Below are 18,654 nucleotides of genomic sequence, written 5' to 3' on the forward strand. Positions count from 1 at the left end.
GCGGCCCGGACGGAGGCCCCTCGGGCTGGAGGGGTGGGGCTTCCGTCCGGGCCTGTACTGCGTGGTAGCCGGTCTCTCAGGTGTCGGTCACGGGATGCGCCGGGTGTCGGTCAGGCCGCTCGTACGTCGCGCTCCGCGACGGCGTGGGCGCAGGTGCGCGGGGCGGACCTGCGGCGGCGCAGGAAGCGCGGGAGGGGCAGGGCGAGGTTCACGAAGCCCTCCGCCTGCATGGCGGCGAAGCCGATGCGCGGCAGGTCGGCGGAGGCGCGGTAGACCACGAAGCGGGGCTCCCAGCGCGGGCGGAACTTCGCGTTGAACTTGTACAGGGACTCGATCTGGAACCAGCGGGAGAGGAAGACCAACAGGCCGCGCCAGGCGCGCAGCACCGGGCCCGCGCCGATCTTCTCGCCCCGCGCGAGTGCCGAGCGGAACATCGCGAAGTTGAGCGACACGCGCGTGATGCCGAACTTCGGGGCCGCCTGGAGGGCGGCGACGATGAGGAGCTCGTTCATCCCCGGATCCGCCGAACGGTCCCGGCGCATCAGGTCCAGCGAGGCGCCGTCCGTGCCCCAGGGGACGAAGTGCAGGATCGCCTTCAGGTCGCCGAACTCGCCCGGGTGCTCGTCCGCCTTGTGGGCGGTGGCGATGAGGCAGTCGCCGTCGGAGACGTCGCCGATCCGGCCGAGCGCCATGGAGAAGCCGCGCTCGGTGTCGGTGCCGCGCCAGTCCTCGGCGGCCTGCCGGATCCGCTCCAGCTCGGCGTCGCCGAGGTCACGTACACGTCGTACCCGGGTTTCGTAACCGGCGCGCTCGATGCGCTTGACCATCTGGCGCACGTTGCGCATCGCGCGGCCGGCCAGGGAGAAATCCGCTACGTCCACCACCGCCTCGTCGCCCAGTTCGAGGGCGTCGAGGCCGGTCTCGCGGGTCCACACCTCGCCGCCAGTCTCCGAGCAGCCCATGACAGCGGGCGTCCAGGAGTGCGCGCGTGCCTCGTCCATGAAGCGCTCGATGGCGCCCGGCCAGGCCTCCACGTCACCGATGGGGTCACCGCTGGCGAGCATCACGCCGGAGACGACGCGGTACGTCACCGCAGCCTTGCCGCTGGGCGAGAAGACGACCGCCTTGTCGCGGCGCAGCGCGAAGTGGCCCAGCGAGTCGCGGCCGCCGTGCTTCTCAAGGAGGGCCCGCAGGTGCGCCTCGTCCGCCTCGGTCAGCCGCGCCGCCGGGTGTTCGGGCCGGAAGGCGAGGTAGATCGTCGTCACGGCCGTGAGCAGGCCCAGGGCGCCCAGCGAGAAGCCGACGGTCCAGGAGGTGTCGCCCTGGTAGTCGACCGGGCCCTCGAAGCCGAACAGGCCGTACAGCACGTGCGTAATGCGATCGGCCAGGCTCGGGTCGCCGACCATGCGTTTCGGGTGGACGCTGACGATGATCAGCCCGAGGACGAGGGAACCGGCGCCCATGAGGACGAAGTTGGCGAGCGCGCGCCACCGGCTGCGCGGGTCGGGCAGCGCGTTGAACTGCGCGCGGTGGCGCAGCAGCGGTGCCAGCAGCGCCAGCGAGATGATCACGCCGAGCAGGGAGTGCCGGTACGTGAACTGCGCCACGGCGCCCGCCGGCAGCAGCGCGACGGCGGCGCGCCACGCCCGGCGTTTGCCGCGCTTCAGGCCGTGCGCGAGCAGCAGCAACAGCACGCCGGTGCTGAGCGCGAGCGCGGCCGCGAACGGACCGAGCGCGCCGGGCAGCACCTCGGCGAGGGTGTGCATACGGCTGTGCCTGAAGCGGGGGAAGACGCCCGCGGCGATGTCCAGGACGCCTACAAGAGCGCAGGCTCTGGCGACGAGGACGGGGACGGCCTCGGGGCGCGGACCGTGCAGCACGCTCCGCGCTGTGCGTGATCGGGAGGGAACCCCACCCGACATTTCCTCATCTGTCCTGACAGACATCGCATCCCGTAGTTCTGCGAGAGACCTTGGATCCGGTACCGATTCGGGCATCCGGCGACATTGCGCCCTCTAGGACGGTGTCACGGCAGGAGAGGTTCACTCCGCTTCTCAAAGCCGTTTCAAAGGCCCGGGAAAGTCCCGGACAAGCCCTCGCGAAGGTGCGGGGGAGACGGGTGAATCCGCAGGCAGGAAGCAGGTCATGGGTCTTACGAGCAACAATGTGCTCTGGCTGGCAGTGGTGTTCGCCGTACTGCTGTTCGTCGGCACGGTCTGGCTGTGGCCGCGGCTGGCGCGGCGGAACTGGCGGGCCGTCAGCGGCCGCGTGGGCCTGCTCCTCGGCACCCAGTTGGCCCTCTTCGCGTCGCTGGGCCTCGCCGCCAACCAGGCCTTCGGGTTCTACGCCAGCTGGGCCGACCTCTTGGGTCGGGAGAAGGACCAGGGCGTGGTCGTCAACCACACCGCGCTCGGCGGCTCCGGCGGCCCGCTCCAGGTCGTCGACACGGCACGCGTGCGTGGAGCGGGCGGTTCCCCCGGTTCCCCGCCGCAGATCGGCGGGCAGGTCCAGAAGGTCGACATCGTGGGCCGTACGACCCACATCGCCACACCCGCGTACGTGTACCTGCCGCCGGAGTACTTCCAGCCCCAGTACCGCACGCGTACGTTCCCCGCTGCCGTCGTCCTCACCGGATATCCGGGCACCGCCGAGGCGCTCGTGGACAAACTGCACTACCCGGCCACGGCCCAGGCCCTCGCCAAGAGCGGCCGTATGCAGCCGATGATCCTGGTCATGCTGCGGCCCACGGTGGCGCCGCCGCGCGATACCGAGTGCGTGGACATCCCCGGCGGCCCACAGACGGAGACGTTCTTCGCCAAGGACCTGCCCAACGCCGTACTCGCGCACTACAGGGTCGGCAGAAAGCCGGGCAGTTGGGGGATCATCGGTGACTCGACGGGCGGCTACTGCGCGCTGAAGCTCGCCATGCACCACCCCGGGGTGTACGCCGCCGGTGCCGGCCTTTCGCCGTACTACAAGGCGCCGATCGACCCCACCACGGGTGATCTCTTCCGCGGCGACAAGGGGCTGCGCAATCGCGCGGACCTGTGGTGGTGCCTCAAGCACCGGCCCGCGCCGAACACTTCACTGCTCGTCACCAGCAGCAGGATCGGGGAATCCAACTACAAGGCCACGCTGAAGTTCATAGGGCGTGTGGAGGCCACCAAGCTGACCCGGATCTCGTCGATCATCCTGGATAGCGGCGGCCACAACTTCAACACCTGGCGGCGGGAGATTCCCGGGACACTGCAGTGGATCAGCGGGCGGCTGAGCGACCGGTGACCGGTGTTCCGGAAGTTGACGATCTTGCCGAATTCGGTGCGGAACAATTCCTGATGCGCTGTGAACGTTTCGGTATGGCTGTGTTTTTACGGGGCGGGGAGCCAACAGTCGCCTACGCGCGGTAAGTTTCTGGCCATGCCACGTGGACGTCACCGCCATTCCCCGCCCTTGCACAGGCTGCTGCCCCCGTCGGCGATCGCTGGCGTCTCCCTCGTCTGCGCCTTCGGCCCCTGGGTGTTCACGCAGTCGGCCGCGCTCCGCGTCATCGCCGCGTTCGCCGCGGCGACGGCGGTCGTCGGGGCGGCCGTGATGCGCCGCTGGGACGCGCAGGCCGGCAAGCAGGTCGCCGACCTCACGCGCGCGCGTGCGAGCGACGAGTGGCGGCACGAGGAGCGGGTCGCCGAGCTGGAGACCGACCTCGAGGAGTCGCGCGAGCTGCGCACCAAGCTGGAGCAGCGGCTGCGGGCCAAGCGCGCCGAACTGGCGGGCCTGCGCAACGAGCACGCGGCCCTGCTGCGCCGGTACGCCACCGCGGAGACCGAGCGCGCGAGCGCCCTGGAGGGCCGTCGGCTGCTGGAGATAGAGGCCGCGTCCCCGACGCCGGCGCTGCCGCCCGTGCCGGCCGACGAGACGGAATCCGCGGAGGAGACCGAGGCTGTGGCTGCCTCGGTGGACGAGGCGGACGCGGCGGACAAGGCGGACGCGGCGGACACGGACACCGACGAGCAGTCGGAGGCTCCCGCGGTCTTCTCGCCCGAGGGCTCGAAGCTGTTCCTGCGGGCCAGTGCGGCGCTGAAGAAGTTCGACGAGGACGGTGACGGTTCTCCGAAGGACGCCGACCGGGTTGTGGCGGAGACCGGCGCGGAGGACGAGCCTGAGGCCGAGGGCGAGGGTGAACTCGGGGCCGAGGGTGACTTCGAGGACGACGACGAGCTTGAGGACGACGGCGAGCTTGAGGTTGAGGCCGGGGACGAGGTCGACGTCGAGGCTGAGGCTGAGGGTGATGTCGACGCCGACGCCGACGCCGACGCCGATGCCGAGGTTGAGACCGGCGTCGAGGCCGAGGGCGCTTCTGAGGACGGCGCTTTCCCCGAGGACGACGGCTCCCCGAAGGGCGGTGGGTCGCGCAAGGGTGACGGTCCGTCAAAGCGTGACGGTGGCCGCAAAGGCGTGTCCATGACGGCGCAGAACGGTGCCGCGGCGAGCCAGGCGACCGCCCCTGCCACGGGAACCGCTCCCGCCGCGGCCGCGAACGGTGCCACGGAGGCCGTGGTGCAGGAGGACGAGGCGCAGGGGCAGCCCGAGGCGGTCGACGAGCATGAGCACGCGGCCGCCTCCACTCCGGCCCGCTCGGCCCAGCCCGTGCAGCAGCCCTCGGGACACTTCGTCGCGCCGACCGCGGTGGCCGTCGTACCGGCCGCTCCCGTGCGGCGCCCCGCGGTCGAGGGCGGCTTCGACTTCTTCGGCAACAAGAACGAGCCGACTCCGGCGACCCTGGACGCCGTCCAGAACGAGGACCTCGCCGACGTGGTCGGCCAGGAGGCCCTCGCCGTGCACAAGGCGGAGGCGGAGTCCGAGTTCAAGCCGGCCGACGAGCAGGCCCGAGGCGTGGGCCAGGTCATCGACCTGACGGCTCACGACGAGACGGAACAGATCAATCTGCAGGGGCTGCGGAGCGCGGTTTCCTGACTCCGGGTGGCAGCGGGCGGTTGTCGGCTCTACGACGCCGTCAACTCGCCCTACGACGCCATCCACCGGTCCGGCAGCGCGTCCCGCCGTCCGGTCCGCGACCGCTCGGCCTGCCCCCGCAGCAGCTCCGCCGCCTCCTCGGCGTCCCTCAGACGGGCCGTGACGGTCTTGTTGGCCCCCGTGTCCACATGGACGTCGGCAAGCCGCCACAGGCGCTCCCAGGGCCCCTGAGCCAGCCGCACGCTCTGCACCTTGGCGTGCGGCACCAGCGCCAGGCTCCGCTTCAGCAGCCCGTGCCGCGCCGCGAACACGGTGTCCGTGACCGCGAGCCCGTGACCACGCCACCAGACCGGTACGCACCGCCCGGCCCGCCGCGGCGGGCGCGACAGCGCCGCGGCCGTCGGCACGCTCACCCCGGGCAGCACGCGCGCGACGACGGCCTCCGCGAGCTCGCGCGGAGCGACCGGTACGAGCACCGAGTTGGACGAACCGGCCACGTCCAGCTCCACCCGCACCCACCCGCGCCGCCGCCACAGCAACGGCTCCACGATCCGCACGGTCTGCACCCGCCCCGGCGGCACCGTCTCGTGCGTACGGTCCAGCAGCCCGTGGTCGATGCGCAGCCCGTCCGGCGACTCGCCCACCGTCCAGTCGTACTCCCCGACGAAGCGCCCCACGCTGCTCGTGGCCGCCGCGCCCAGCAAAGGCACACCGGTCGCGAGGACCGTCCACACACTGTGGGTGGCGAGCCAGAGGACGGGCGGTACGACGAGCGCGGCGACCAGGGAGGCCCAGGTGGCGCCCGTCAGCAGGAGGGAGATCGCGAGATGCAGCGGGGGCGTGCGCAGCAGCTCGCGCGCCGGTGCTTCACCGACTTCGTGCGCCGTCTCGGGCGCGAACCCGGCGGCGCGCGCGAGTAGTTCCGCGCGCAGCGCACGCGCCTCGCGCTCCCCCAGGAAGGCCAGCTCGTCCTTCTTGTCGGTGCCTACGACATCGAGTTTGAGCTTGGCGACGCCCGCCACGCGCGCGAGGAGCGGCTGGGTGACATCGATCGCCTGGATGCGCTCCAGCCGGATGTGCGCGGTACGGCGGAACAACAGCCCGGTACGGATGCGCAGTTCGGAGTCCGTCACCGCGAAGTGCGTGAACCACCAGGTGAGGAAGCCGTACAGGGCGGCGGCCGGGACGAGCACGGCGAGCGCGATCAGCAGCGTGGTCTCCGTCAGCCGCGCCAACTGCCGCTGCGCCTGGTCGGGATCGTGCACCCCCCACCCGATGAGCACCGCGACCGGCGCCCACGCCCGCCGCAGCGGCGTCACGGGGTGCAGCCGGCGCTCGGTGACGGGTTCCTTCGCGCGTACGGCGTCGTCGACGCCCGGCGCCGTCACAGGCCCGCCGATCGGGCCTCGCCGAGCTCGGTGAGCCGGTCGCGCAGCCGTTCCGCCTCGGCCGGGTCGAGGCCCGGAATGGTGGCGTCGGTCGCCGCGGCCGCGGTGTGCAGCTGCACACTGGCCAGCCCGAAGTGCCGCTCGACGGGCCCGGAGGTCACCTCGACCAGCTGCATGCGCCCGTACGGCACCACGGTCTCCTCGCGCCACAGCACGCCCCGGCTGATCAGCAGGTCGTCGGCGCGCTCGGCGTACCGCCAGGACCGCCAGTTGCGGCCCAGCACCACCCAGCCCCACGCCATGACCGCGAGCGGCAGCAGCGCGAACGCCGCCCAGCCGGGCCCGGCGAGCAGAGTGAGCAGCAACGCCAGGGCGAGGGCGATCAGCCCCAGCCACACCACCAGCAACAGCCGCCGCATCCGCAGCAGCCCCGGCGGCAGCCCGGTCCACACCGGTTCCGCCGCCTCGTCCCCCGTCGTGCCCGTGTCCCGCGCGCTCCCCGTTTCCATACGGCCAGCGTACGTAGGAGAGACTGTGTCCATGAGTCCCACGACGGAGACCATGGTCGGTATCGGCGGCGCCGCGGAGAGCACCGACATGGTGCTCAACATCGGGCCGCAGCATCCGTCCACGCACGGCGTACTCAGGCTGCGCCTGGTGCTGGACGGCGAGCGCATCGTGCACGCGGAGCCGGTGATCGGGTACATGCACCGCGGCGCGGAGAAGCTCTTCGAGGCGCGCGACTACCGCCAGATCATCATGCTCGCCAACCGCCACGACTGGCTGTCGGCCTTCTCGAACGAACTGGGCGTGGTCCTCGCCGTCGAGCGCATGCTCGGCATGGAGGTCCCCACCCGCGCGGTCTGGACGCGGACGCTGCTCGCTGAGCTGAACCGGGTGCTCAACCACCTGATGTTCCTCGGCTCGTACCCGCTGGAGCTGGGCGGGATCACGCCGATCTTCTACGCCTTCACGGAGCGCGAGGAACTCCAGCACGTCATGGAGGAGATCTCCGGCGGGCGCATGCACTACATGTTCAACCGCGTCGGCGGCCTCAAGGAGGACCTCCCCGCCGGCTGGACCTCACGCGCGCGTGCCTCCGTCGCGGCCCTGCGCTCCCGTATGGACCGCTTCGACGACCTGGTGCTCGGCAACGAGATCTTCCGGGGGCGCACCCGGGGCGTGGGCGCGCTCGCGCCGGAGACGGTGCACGCCTACGGCGTGAGCGGGCCCATCGCGCGCGCCTCGGGCGTCGACTTCGACCTGCGCCGGGACGAGCCGTACCTCGCCTACGGGGAGCTCCAGGACACCCTCAAGGTCGTCACCCGGCAGGAGGGCGACTGTCTCGCCCGCTTCGAGTGCCTCCTGGAGCAGACGCACAACTCCCTCGACCTCGCCGACGCCTGCCTCGACCGGCTCGCCGACCTGCCGCCCGGGCCGATCAACCAGCGCCTCCCCAAGGTCCTCAAGGCACCCGAGGGCCACACCTACGCCTGGACCGAGAACCCGCTCGGCATCAACGGCTACTACCTCGTCAGCAAGGGCGAGAAGACCCCGTACCGCCTGAAGCTGCGCTCTGCCTCGTACAACAACATCCAGGCCCTCGTGGAACTGCTGCCGGGGACGCTGGTCGCCGACATGGTGGCGATCCTGGGGTCGCTGTTCTTCGTGGTCGGGGACATCGACAAGTAGGGCGATGGACAAGTATTAGGGCGCGGGGCGGCCGGAGCCGGCGCCGCGGGGAGCGGCGCGGCGTCCTCAGGTCTCCAGTGGGTCCGGAATTCCAACCGGCTGGAGGAGCCAGCCGAAGTCGCCCAGGCCGCCGGGTGCGGTGAGTTCGGCGGCTTCGCCGGCGTCGGCGAGGGCGCGTACGTAGGCGGCGGGGTGTGTGGTCGCGAGCGTGAGCGGGGGGCGTGCGCCTGCGACGCCCAAGGCGCGCAGAGCGTCGCGCTGTCTCAGAACGCGCCCACAAGATTCCGTATGCGCCGCAGAGCGCGCCGCGCACGCCCCCACACTTGCGCCCGCGCCCGCCTCTGCTTGCGCGCCCCCTCGTGCCCCGCAAGCATCCAGCGCCACATGTGCCGTGATGTCGCACGACCCGTCCGGCACAGGCGTCGTCTCGAGCCCCGCGCGGAATCCCGTGAGCGTGCCGAACAGGGGGCGTGAGTCCATGGCGTGCGCGTAGTCCACGGCGACCGCGAGTCCGCGCTCGACGGTGGAGACCGCGTTCGCCCAGGCCTCGTCCCGCGGGAATCCGATCTCGGCCCGCAGTCCCTCCTCGTCCGGCAGTGGCCACCACCGTGCCAGCCAGTCCGACTCCGCGCCGCCGACGGGGTCCCCGAGTCGTTCGGTTCCGTCGCTGCGTACGAGTACCAGGCGCGGTACGCCCTCGGAGTCCACCTCGGCGATGTCGACGGGGACGTTGTCGAGCCATTCGTTGGCGAACAGCAGACCGGTGATGCCGGGCGGCGGCTCGGTGAGCCAGTCGATGTCGGGGTCGAGGCCCTCGGGGCAGTCGGCGAGGTCGACGGCGTACGCACGCACGCGTGCGGTGACTTCCGCGGGCAGAGCGGCCAGTACGCCGGTGACCAGCTCGCCGCGGCCCGCCGCCATGTCGACGAAGTCGAGGCGGGCGGGTCGGTCCAGGGCTTCGTCGACCCGGCACAGCAGCCGGGCCACGGCCTCGGCGAAGAGCGGGGAGGCGTGTACGGACGTACGGAAGTGCCCGGCCGGTCCCTCGGGACGGCGGTAGAAGCCGTCCGGCCCGTACAGCGCGGCCTCCGTCGCCGTCCGCCAGCCCTGCCACTCGCGACCTGTGTCCCCTGTCACCGGCTCCGCCGCTCGCGTCCTGTGTCTCTTGTCACCGGCCCTGCCACCCGCCCGTCGTCTCACCCGTCACCGGCCCAGGCTAAGCGCACAGAGGAACGCAGCCTCCACCTTGCGGAGTATGCGCGCGGGGTGCGGATCGGCCCTCCGGTTGACCCCTGCACGCATCCCGCTTCCCTACTCTGGGTTACGTGCAGCGCCTCTATGACTTCCTCCGCAGACACCCGACAGGGGTCGACTCCTTCTGGGCCGTCTTCCTGTTCGGGATCTCGCTCGCGGGCGGGATGTCCGTCCGCAGCCAGGAGGCCCAGGGCACCGACTCGCCGGCCCTGATCGTTCCGATCGCCCTTCTGCTGAGCCTGGTGATCGCGCTGCGCCGCCGTATGCCGGAGAAGATGCTCCTCCTGGCGATGGCGCTCGGCCTGGCGCAGGTGGTGCTGGACGTCAAGACGACGGCTGCCGACTTCGCGATGCTGGTGATCGTCTACACGGTGGCCGCGACCGGCGCCCGCTGGGCGTCCAGGCTGGCGCTGGGCGTCGGCCTGTGCGCGGCGCCGGTGGCGCAGCTGCGCTGGTGGAGCGCGGACACCAGTACGCCGGGCAACGTCGCACAGGTGATCTTCCTGACGGTCCCGTTCGCGCTCGCCTGGGTGCTCGGCGACTCCATCCGCACCCGCCGCGCCTACTTCGCGCAGCTGGAGGAGCGCAACGCCCGCCTCGAGAAGGAGCGCGAGGCGCAGGCGAAGGTCGCGGTCGCGGCCGAACGCGCCCGGATCGCACGCGAGTTGCACGACGTGGTCGCGCACAACGTGTCGGTGATGGTGGTGCAGGCCGACGGTGCCGCCTATGTCCTCGACACCGCCCCCGACCAGGCGAAGAAGGCCCTGGAGACGATCTCCTCGACCGGCCGTCAGGCCCTCGCCGAGATGCGCCGCCTGCTGGGCGTGCTGCGCACCGGCGAGCACAAGGAGGTCGGCGAGTACGTCCCGCAGCCGGACGTCGAGCAGATCGACGACCTGATCGAGCAGTGCCGCACCTCCGGCCTGCCCGTCGACTTCAAGGTGGAGGGCACCCCGCGCCCGCTGCCCAGCGGCGTCGAGCTCACCGCGTACCGGATCGTGCAGGAGGCGCTCACCAACACCCGCAAGCACGGCGGACCCAACACGGGCGCGAGCGTGCGGCTGGTGTACTTCGACGACGGGCTCGGCCTGCTGGTCGAGGACGACGGCAAGGGCGCGCCGCACGAGCTGTACGAGGAGGGCGGCATCGACGGCCAGGGGCACGGCCTGATCGGGATGCGCGAGCGGGTCGGTATGGTCGGCGGCACCCTGGACGCGGGTCCGCGCCCCGGCGGAGGATTCCGCATCAGTGCGCTGCTCCCGCTCAAACCGGCGCATTGACGCCGACGCACGCCCCCTGTTGACACCTGTAACAACCTCGGCACCTGCGACAACCCTTGACAGACACCTTGTAGACGGAGATGGAAGAGGCCCGATGACGATCCGCGTGATGCTCGTCGACGATCAGGTGCTGCTGCGCACCGGGTTCCGGATGGTGCTCGCCGCGCAGCCGGACATGGAGGTCGTCGCGGAGGCGGGGGACGGTGTCGAGGCCCTTCAGGTGCTGCGTGCGACGGCCGTCGACGTCGTCCTGATGGATGTGCGCATGCCCAAGCTGGACGGCGTGGAGACCACCCGCCGCATCTGCCAGGAGCCGAACCCGCCGAAGGTGCTGATCCTGACCACCTTCGACCTCGACGAGTACGCCTTCTCCGGGCTGAAGGCGGGCGCCTCCGGTTTCATGCTCAAGGACGTGCCACCCGGTGAACTCCTGACCGCCATCCGCTCGGTGCACAGCGGCGACGCGGTGGTGGCCCCGTCGACCACGCGCCGCCTCCTCGACCGGTTCGCGCCGATGCTGCCCAGCGCCGGCAAGGAGCCCCAGCACAAGGAGCTGGAGCGGCTCACCGAACGCGAGCGCGAGGTCATGATCCTCGTCGCGCAGGGTCTGTCCAACGGCGAGATCGCGGCCCGTCTCGTGCTGTCCGAGGCGACGGTGAAGACCCATGTCGGCCGCATCCTCACCAAGTTGGGGCTGCGGGACCGGGTGCAGGTGGTGGTCCTGGCGTACGAGACCGGGCTGGTCCGCGCGGGCGGGCACGGCTGATCCACGGGGGCGTGACCCCCGTGTAACCGGTGACCACTAGGGTCTGCGCATGCTCCTGTGGATCAACGGCCCTTTCGGGGGCGGCAAGACACAGACCGCACACGAGATCCAGCGGCGCCTGCGGGGCAGTGTCATCTGCGACCCCGAGCACGCCGGCTTCGGTCTGCGCCGGACGCTCCCGCCCGAACTGCGCGGGGACTTCCAGGACCTGACCGCGTGGCGGCAGGGCGTGGTCGAGGTGCTCGACCTGGCCCTCACCAAGCGCGAAGGAGCCGTGATCGTGCCCATGACGGTCACGGACTCCGGCTACTTCGAGGAGACCGTCGGACGGCTGCGCGAACTGGGCCACGACGTACGGCACTTCACGCTCCTCGCCCAGCGCGAGACCGTCCTCCGGCGGCTGCGCGAGCGCGGCTTCGGACACCTCCTCCAGTACGTCGCCGGGAAGAACGCCGGTCTGGGGCGCGAGACCTGGGCCGTGCAGCAGCTCGACCACTGCCTGGAGCGGCTGCAGGAGCCGGAGTTCGCCGAGCACCTGTGGACCGACCACTCGACCGTGCCGAAGACGGCGGACCGCATCGCCGTCCTGGCCGGCCTCACGCTGCGGCCGAACAACGAGGGCGCGCTGCGGACGCGACTGAGGCAGGCGCGGGTGGGCGTCAAGCACATCCGCTTCGACTGAGGCCACTGCAGATCGGCTCGGAACAGGCCCCCGCTCAGCGCAGGATGCCCTCCAGGAAGTCGCTGCCCAGCCGGGCCACCACGGCTATGTCCAGCTGGTGCTGGACGTACCGGCCGCGGCGGCGCGTGGTGATCAGGCCCGCCTTCTTCAGGACGCCCAGGTGCCGGGATATCTCCGGGGCCGTCATGCCGTGCGCCTGCGCCAGCTCGCTCGTGGTGTAGGCGCTGCGGGCCAGATAGCGGCAGATCCGCATGCGCACCGGGTGGGACAGGGCGGTCATCCGCAGCGCGAGCTGGTCGACGGAGGGCGGCGCCGCGAGCTCCGGGGAGCCGACCGGGTAGTGCAGCACCGGCCAGGACGGACAGGTGCGGCCAGCCCAGGCTGGTGGGTACGAGCAGGAGGGTGCCGTCCGCGGTGGCCGTACGGCCCGAGGTCAGCTTGTCGACCGTGATCCGCCCGGCGGTCTCGTCGAGCGTGATCGCCGGGGACACCGCGGCCAGCGCCTCGGCCAGGCCCTTGTGGCGCAGGAGGTCGGTCTTGTGGCGGGCGTCCGCCGTGAGCTGGTGGCGCAGCCGGGACCAGGTCTCCGCGAAGAACGCCTCGTCGCAGTCCTGGAGGAACTGCCGCAGCCAGGCCCGGATCCGCGGCGGATCCGTCAGCAGCAGCCCACTGAACCGCTCCTGCTGCGGGCCGCGCGCGGCGGCCAGTTCCAGAGCGCGGCGGCGCTGCTCGGGGTCGGCGAGCGTGCCGGGACCCACGCCGTAGGACGGCATGGCGCAGGTGAACTCCAGTGCCGCGTCCACGAACTGTTCGTCCGTCAGCTTGTCCAGCAGGTCCAGCTCCTCGCCCAGCGTGGCCCCGGGGAGGGTGGCGCCGCCCGGGATGCCCGCGTACGGCAGGAAGAGGTCCGAGAACGTCGTCCGCCACAGGAAGTCCGCCTCGCACATGCGGTCCGCCAGGTGGGGGTCGAGCCGGGCGGTGACACCCGTCACCCAGGCCTGCAGCCCGGGGTGGTGTCCCGGCTCGGACAGCGCGTGCAGCGCCATGCCGAGCTCGCCCAGGGGTGAGGGGACGACGGCCACTCCCTCCGGCCGCAGCCCCGCGATGTCGATGCGCACGCTCATGACCTCATGGTGCACCCCGCCACTGACAACGCCCCCCTCGATTGACGGCGCCCGTCAATCGACGCGACTTCCCCGCCGTACCGGCGCAACCTGGGATCACCGGGGCAGCCGCGGAGCCCACGAACCCTTGTCTCCACGTCCCGATACGTCGCGAGAAGGCGAACCGCCATGAGCATCACGCAGCAGTACCTCCTCGACACCTACCGTGCCCGGCAACTGGGCGAGCCCGCCCCGCCCGCGCCCGGCGCGCACGACTGGCAGGTGGCGCGCGAGTGGCGCGACCACCGGCAGTTCCGCGCGGTCGTCGCCGGACACCCGGCCCACGGGCGGATACGGCTGGCGCTCAGCCGCCGGCTGCACCTGCGGCCGCGCTCCGCCGACTGACGCGAGGGCCCTTCAGGGCGCGACGGCCCTTCAGGGGCTGAGGCGGGCCACGAACTCCGCGACCGCCGCCTTCACGTCGTCGGCGGTCCACTCCAGGGCCTGGGCCCGGACGTACACCTCGGTGTACGCGAGGCCCGGGCCCTTCTCCTCCCAGGCGTGACCGAACACGAGTGTCCCGGTCTCCTCGCCCTGCCGGATCGCCGCCTCCGAGACGACGTCGACGTCGTACGGCAGCCAGACCTGGAAGTCGTGCGTGTGCGGCCGCTCCGGATGGATGCGCGCCCACGGCACCCCGGCCGCGGCGAACCCCTCGCGCATCGCTTCGGCGATCACGCGCGCGTGGGTCACGTACTCGGGAAGCCGCGGCAGCTCGCGCTCCAGGCCGGCGAGGGCCGACAGCACCGTCGGGAACTGCTGGAAGATCTGGCCGCCGTACCGGTGCCGCCAGGCCTTCGCCTCGTCGATCAGCGTCTGCGGGCCGGCGAGCGCGGCGCCGCCGTAGCCGCCGACGGACTTGTAGAACGACACGTACACGCTGTCCGCGAGGCCCGCGATCTCGTCCAGGGGGCGGCCGAAGTGGACGGTGGACTCCCACAGGCGCGCGCCGTCGAAGTGCACCACCGCGTCGCGCTCGTGCGCCGCCTCCACGACCTCGGTGAGCTCCTCCCAGGACGGCAGCACGAAACCGGCGTCCCTGAGCGGCAGTTCGAGCATGAGCGCCCCGAAAGGTTCGTCGAGGCCGCGCACCTCGTCGGCGGTCGGCTGCCGCGGCGCGCCGGTGACCCTTACCGGGCGCAGCCCGCTGACCTGGCTGAACGCATCCCGCTCATGCAGCACGGGGTGGGCCAGCGGGTGCAGGGCAACGACCGGGTTGCCGGTGCGGCCGGCCCAGCAGCGCAGTGCGACCTGCTGGGCCATGGTGCCGCTCGGGAAGAACGCGGCGGCCTCGTGGCCGAGCAGCCCGGCGACCTTCGTCTCCAGGGCCTCCACCACGCCGTTGCCATAGATGTCCGACGTCTCGTCGAGGTCGTACACGTCGCCGACGCCGTCCAGCAGTGCCAGGCGCTCCCGGAGCGTTTCCAGGAACCCGGGGCGCTCGAACACGCGCTCCGCGCTCCGGTGCGCGCGGATGCGCCGTTCACGGCGTCGCTTGCGCCGCTCCTCGTCCGGTACGTGTTCGACTGTCCGTTCGCCCTGCTCCGCCGTATCGCCCATGGCCCGGATCATGCCTGGCGCGGGTCCGGGCGGGCACCCGGATTTCCACAGGCTTTCCCGCCGGTTTCCCTGCCTGCGGTCGGTGTGCGGACGGCGTGCGATAACCCACAGCCTGTGGACAACCGGACGCCCTCAGGATGGATCGCGTTAACATGACGAGAAATCGTCCGGTACCCGGAGCGGACTGGAACGGGAAGGCCGCCGTCGCGTGAGTACAAGCCAACTGCCAGACCCCAAGGACCGCCCCGCGCGGCTCACCGTCGGTGTCGTCGGCGCCGGTCGCGTGGGCCCCGCACTCGCCGCGTCCCTCCAGCTCGCCGGACATCGCCCGGTGGCCGTCTCCGGGGTCTCCGACGCCTCCCGGAAGCGCGCCGCGCAGCTTCTCCCCGATGTCCCCCTCGTCCCGCCCGCCGAAGTCCTCCAGCGCGCCGACCTGGTCCTGCTGACCGTCCCGGACGACACCCTGCCCGGCCTGGTCGAGGGCCTCGCCGAGACCGGGGCCGTGCGACCGGGCCAGCTGCTCGTGCACACCTCCGGGCGGTACGGCGCGAAGGTCCTGGACCCCGCCCTGCGCGCGGGCGCGCTGCCGCTGGCCCTGCACCCGGCGATGACTTTCACGGGCACGCCCGTGGACGTCCAGCGCCTCGCCGGCTGCTCCTTCGGGGTCACCGCCCCCGACGAACTGCGGATGGCCGCCGAGGCCCTCGTCATCGAGATGGGCGGCGAACCGGAATGGATCGCCGAGGAGCGGCGCCCGCTCTACCACGCGGCGCTCGCGCTGGGTGCGAACCACCTGGTCACGCTGGTCGCGCAGTCCATGGAGCTGCTGCGCGAGGCCGGCGTGGAGGCGCCCGACCGGATGCTCGGCCCGCTCCTCGGCGCCGCCCTCGACAACGCCCTGCGCTCCGGTGACGCGGCCCTGACCGGCCCGGTCGCGCGCGGGGACGCGGGCACGGTCGCCGCGCACGTCGCGGAGCTGCGCAAGCACGCCCCGCAGACCGTCGCCGGGTACCTGGCGATGGCCCGCGCCACCGCCGACCGCGCGCTCGCCCACGGGCTGCTCAAGCCGGAACTCGCCGAGGACCTCCTCGGGGTCCTCGCCACCGGGACCAACGGCGCCGAGGGAGACGCCCGATGACCACCACCCTGCTGCGCACCGCCGACGAACTCCACGCACGCACGCGTACCGGCCGCCGCGCCGTCGTGATGACCATGGGCGCCCTGCACGAGGGCCACGCCACCCTGGTCCGCACCGCCCGCGAGATCGCCGGACCGGACGGCGAGGTCGTCGTCACCGTCTTCGTGAACCCCCTCCAGTTCGGCAAGGGCGAGGACCTCGACCGCTACCCGCGCACCCTGGACGCCGACCTCAAGATCGCCGAAGAGGCCGGCGCCGACGCCGTGTTCGCGCCCTCCGTCGACGAGGTCTACCCGGGCGGCGAACCCCAGGTGCGCATCGGCGCGGGCCCGATGGGGGAGCGCCTGGAGGGCGCCGCGCGCCCCGGGCACTTCGACGGCATGCTCACCGTCGTCGCCAAGCTGCTGCACCTCACCCGCCCCGATGTCGCCCTGTACGGCCAGAAGGACGCCCAGCAGCTCGCCCTGATCCGCCGCATGGTGCGCGACCTGAACTTCGGCGTGGAGATCGTCGGCGTGCCCACCGTGCGCGAGGAGGACGGCCTCGCCCTCTCCAGCCGCAACCGCTACCTCTCGCCCGAGGAGCGGCGCACGGCGCTCTCCCTCTCGCACGCGCTGTTCGCGGGCCGCGACCGGCACGCGGCGCAGGAGGCGTTGCGCGCGCGGGCGCGCGAGGTGCCCGCCACGCACGCGCGTGCCGAGGCGCTCAGCGCCCTGGGGGAGTCGCGCGCCGCGGCCGACGCGCACGCCGTCGCCAAGTCCCTCCCGTCGTCCACCGCCTCCGCCGACGCGGACACCTCGCGACGCACCTCCTACGGCGCCCCCTCGGCCGTACGCGCCGCGTCCCGCATGGTCCTCGACGAGGCCGCGCGGCTGTCCCCGCCGCTCGAACTGGACTACCTCGCGCTCGTCGACCCGTCCGACTTCACCGAGATCGAGGACGACTTCACCGGCGAGGCCGTCCTCGCCGTCGCCGCCCGGGTCGGGACGACCCGGCTGATCGACAACCTTCCACTCACCTTCGGAAACCTCGGAGCCGCCTCGTGACCAGCACAGGCATACGACTGCACGCGCCCGCCCCCGGGTGGTCCATCGCCGCGGACGTGGTGGTCGTCGGCTCCGGCGTCGCCGGCCTCACCGCGGCCCTGCGCTGCGAGGCCGCCGGCCTGAGGACGGTCGTCGTCACCAAGGCCCGCCTCGACGACGGCTCCACCCGCTGGGCGCAGGGCGGTATCGCCGCGGCCCTCGGCGACGGCGACACCCCCGAACAGCACCTGGACGACACCCTGGTGGCCGGCGTGGGCCTGTGCGACGAGGAGGCCGTACGGATCCTCGTCACCGAGGGCCCGGACGCCGTACGCCGCCTCATCGAGACCGGCACGCACTTCGACGAGTCCGAGGAAGGCGGCCTGGAGCTCACCCGCGAGGGCGGCCACCACCGCCGCCGGATCGTGCACGCGGGCGGTGACGCGACCGGCGCGGAGGTCTCCCGGGCACTTGTGGAAGCCGTACGCGCGCGTGGCCTCCGTACGATCGAGAACGCGCTCGTCCTCGACCTGCTGACCGACGCCGACGGCCGTACGGCGGGCGTCTCGCTGCACGTCATGGGCGAGGGCCAGCACGACGGCGTGGGCGCCGTGCACGCCCCCGCGGTCGTCCTCGCGACCGGTGGCATGGGCCAGGTGTTCTCCGCGACCACCAACCCGTCGGTGTCGACCGGCGACGGCGTGGCACTCGCCCTGCGAGCGGGCGCCGAGGTGAGCGACCTGGAGTTCGTGCAGTTCCACCCGACCGTGCTGTTCCTCGGCGCCGACGCCGAGGGCCAGCAGCCCCTCGTCTCCGAGGCGGTCCGCGGCGAGGGCGCCCACCTCGTCGACGCCGACGGCGTGCGCTTCATGGTCGGCCGGCACGAACTGGCCGAGCTCGCGCCCCGGGACATCGTCGCCAAGGGCATCGTGCGCCGCATGCAGGAGCAGGACGCCGAGCACATGTTCCTCGACGGCCGGCACTTCGGCGCCGACATGTGGGAGCACCGCTTCCCGACGATCCTCGCCGCCTGCCGCGCCAACGGCATCGACCCGGTCACCGAGCCCATCCCGATCGCGCCGGCCGCCCACTTCGCCTCCGGGGGCGTGCGCACGGACTCCCGGGGCCGTACGACCGTCCCGGGCCTGTACGCGTGCGGTGAGGTGGCCTGCACCGGCGTGCACGGCGCGAACCGGTTGGCCTCCAACTCCCTCCTCGAGGGCCTGGTCTACGCCGAGCGCATCTCCGCCGACATCGCGGCGGTCCGGCAGGCGAACGGCCTCCACGCGCGCGTGCCCGCCCCCGTCGAGCACCCCGAGACGCCCGCGCACCCGCTGCTGGCGCCCGAGGCCCGGTTCGCGATCCAGCGGATCATGACGAACGGCGCGGGCGTCCTGCGCTCCGCCGAATCGCTCTCCCAGGCCGCCGACCAGCTCCAGCAGCTGCACGCCGAGGCCCGCGACGCCCTCGCCGAGAACGGCAAGACCGCCGAGCCCGGCGTCGACACCTGGGAGTCCACCAACCTCCTGTGCGTGGCCCGCGTCCTGGTCGCCGCCGCCCGGCTGCGCGAGGAGACCCGGGGCTGCCACTGGCGCGAGGACCATGCCGACCGCGACGACGCGGCATGGCGCCGCCACATCGTCGTACGGCTGAATCCGGACCGCACCCTCGCCGTACACACCACCGATACCGCAGACTTCCCCCCGACCCGGCAGCCCCTCCAGGAGCAGTGACA

The 18,654-nt window shown here is 72.3% G+C and carries 15 protein-coding genes and 1 pseudogene; 10 read left to right on the forward strand and 6 right to left on the reverse strand.

Annotated elements, in window-relative coordinates; genetic code table 11:
- Positions 1-110 precede the first annotated feature (110 nt).
- Entirely contained in the window at positions 111-1,922 is a 1,812-nt protein-coding gene (locus ACQEWB_RS27010; RefSeq protein WP_432835309.1) for a phosphatidylglycerol lysyltransferase domain-containing protein, read from the reverse strand.
- A 223-nt stretch (positions 1,923-2,145) separates the two neighbouring features.
- Here ACQEWB_RS27010 and ACQEWB_RS27015 point away from each other — a divergent pair, with 223 nt between their 5' ends.
- Together ACQEWB_RS27015 and ACQEWB_RS27020 are read left to right on the forward strand one after the other, a co-directional pair.
- The gene (locus ACQEWB_RS27015; protein ID WP_432835311.1) at positions 2,146-3,282 is read left to right on the forward strand and encodes an alpha/beta hydrolase; all 1,137 of its coding nucleotides are present in this window, start codon (positions 2,146-2,148) and stop codon (positions 3,280-3,282) included.
- A gap of 135 nt (positions 3,283-3,417) precedes the next feature.
- Positions 3,418-4,971 carry a hypothetical protein gene (locus ACQEWB_RS27020; RefSeq protein ID WP_432835313.1) on the forward strand — a complete coding sequence of 518 codons (1,554 nt, stop codon included), beginning with the start codon at positions 3,418-3,420 and terminating at the stop codon, positions 4,969-4,971.
- A gap of 50 nt (positions 4,972-5,021) precedes the next feature.
- Here ACQEWB_RS27020 and ACQEWB_RS27025 read toward each other — a convergent pair whose 3' ends face one another.
- Positions 5,022-6,359 (reverse strand): PH domain-containing protein, encoded by a 1,338-nt coding sequence (locus ACQEWB_RS27025; protein WP_432835315.1) that lies wholly within the window; start codon positions 6,357-6,359, stop codon positions 5,022-5,024.
- Positions 6,356-6,868 (reverse strand): PH domain-containing protein, encoded by a 513-nt coding sequence (locus ACQEWB_RS27030; protein WP_432835317.1) that lies wholly within the window; start codon positions 6,866-6,868, stop codon positions 6,356-6,358. The genes ACQEWB_RS27025 and ACQEWB_RS27030 overlap by 4 nt, the downstream gene beginning before the upstream one ends.
- A 31-nt stretch (positions 6,869-6,899) precedes the next feature.
- On the opposite strand from ACQEWB_RS27030, the gene ACQEWB_RS27035 reads away from it, so the two are divergent.
- Positions 6,900-8,051, forward strand: coding sequence for an NADH-quinone oxidoreductase subunit D (locus ACQEWB_RS27035; protein WP_432835319.1), 1,152 nt, complete (start codon positions 6,900-6,902; stop codon positions 8,049-8,051).
- A gap of 66 nt (positions 8,052-8,117) precedes the next feature.
- On the opposite strand, the gene ACQEWB_RS27040 is transcribed toward ACQEWB_RS27035, so the two are convergent.
- Positions 8,118-9,188: an SAM-dependent methyltransferase gene (locus ACQEWB_RS27040; protein WP_432835321.1), complete on the reverse strand. Its 1,071-nt coding sequence runs from the start codon at positions 9,186-9,188 to the stop codon at positions 8,118-8,120.
- A gap of 188 nt (positions 9,189-9,376) precedes the next feature.
- Here ACQEWB_RS27040 and ACQEWB_RS27045 point away from each other — a divergent pair, with 188 nt between their 5' ends.
- From ACQEWB_RS27045 to ACQEWB_RS27055, 3 genes are all read left to right on the forward strand, one after another.
- Entirely contained in the window at positions 9,377-10,585 is a 1,209-nt protein-coding gene (locus ACQEWB_RS27045) for a sensor histidine kinase (protein WP_432835323.1), read from the forward strand.
- 94 nt (positions 10,586-10,679) lie between these two features.
- Entirely contained in the window at positions 10,680-11,351 is a 672-nt protein-coding gene (locus ACQEWB_RS27050) for a response regulator (protein ID WP_432835325.1), read from the forward strand.
- Positions 11,352-11,400: 49 nt separating this feature from the next.
- Entirely contained in the window at positions 11,401-12,033 is a 633-nt protein-coding gene (locus tag ACQEWB_RS27055) for an AAA family ATPase (protein ID WP_432835327.1), read from the forward strand.
- A gap of 34 nt (positions 12,034-12,067) precedes the next feature.
- On the opposite strand, the pseudogene ACQEWB_RS27060 reads toward ACQEWB_RS27055, so the two are convergent.
- Positions 12,068-13,157, reverse strand: a pseudogene (locus ACQEWB_RS27060) (DUF5937 family protein).
- A 168-nt stretch (positions 13,158-13,325) separates the two neighbouring features.
- Between ACQEWB_RS27060 and ACQEWB_RS27065 the strand changes: the two are divergent.
- Complete coding sequence (locus ACQEWB_RS27065) at positions 13,326-13,541, forward strand: hypothetical protein (protein WP_432835330.1); 216 nt, start codon at positions 13,326-13,328, stop codon at positions 13,539-13,541.
- 30 nt (positions 13,542-13,571) lie between these two features.
- On the opposite strand, the gene ACQEWB_RS27070 is transcribed toward ACQEWB_RS27065, so the two are convergent.
- Positions 13,572-14,756, reverse strand: coding sequence for a threonine aldolase family protein (locus ACQEWB_RS27070; protein WP_432835332.1), 1,185 nt, complete (start codon positions 14,754-14,756; stop codon positions 13,572-13,574).
- A 208-nt stretch (positions 14,757-14,964) separates the two neighbouring features.
- Here ACQEWB_RS27070 and ACQEWB_RS27075 point away from each other — a divergent pair, with 208 nt between their 5' ends.
- The 3 genes from ACQEWB_RS27075 to ACQEWB_RS27085 are packed head-to-tail and all read left to right on the forward strand — an operon-like array spanning position 14,965 to position 18,652.
- The gene (locus tag ACQEWB_RS27075) at positions 14,965-15,894 is read left to right on the forward strand and encodes a Rossmann-like and DUF2520 domain-containing protein (RefSeq protein WP_432835334.1); all 930 of its coding nucleotides are present in this window, start codon (positions 14,965-14,967) and stop codon (positions 15,892-15,894) included.
- Entirely contained in the window at positions 15,891-16,940 is a 1,050-nt protein-coding gene (gene panC / locus ACQEWB_RS27080; RefSeq protein WP_432835336.1) for a pantoate--beta-alanine ligase, read from the forward strand. The genes ACQEWB_RS27075 and panC overlap by 4 nt, the downstream gene beginning before the upstream one ends.
- Positions 16,937-18,652, forward strand: a complete 1,716-nt coding sequence (locus ACQEWB_RS27085) for an L-aspartate oxidase (protein ID WP_432835338.1) — start codon at positions 16,937-16,939, stop codon at positions 18,650-18,652. Before panC ends, ACQEWB_RS27085 begins: the two co-directional genes overlap by 4 nt.
- The last annotated feature ends 2 nt before the right edge of the window (positions 18,653-18,654 follow it).

This window comes from Streptomyces sp. CA-249302 (assembly GCF_050936785.1).
Lineage (GTDB): Bacteria > Actinomycetota > Actinomycetes > Streptomycetales > Streptomycetaceae > Streptomyces.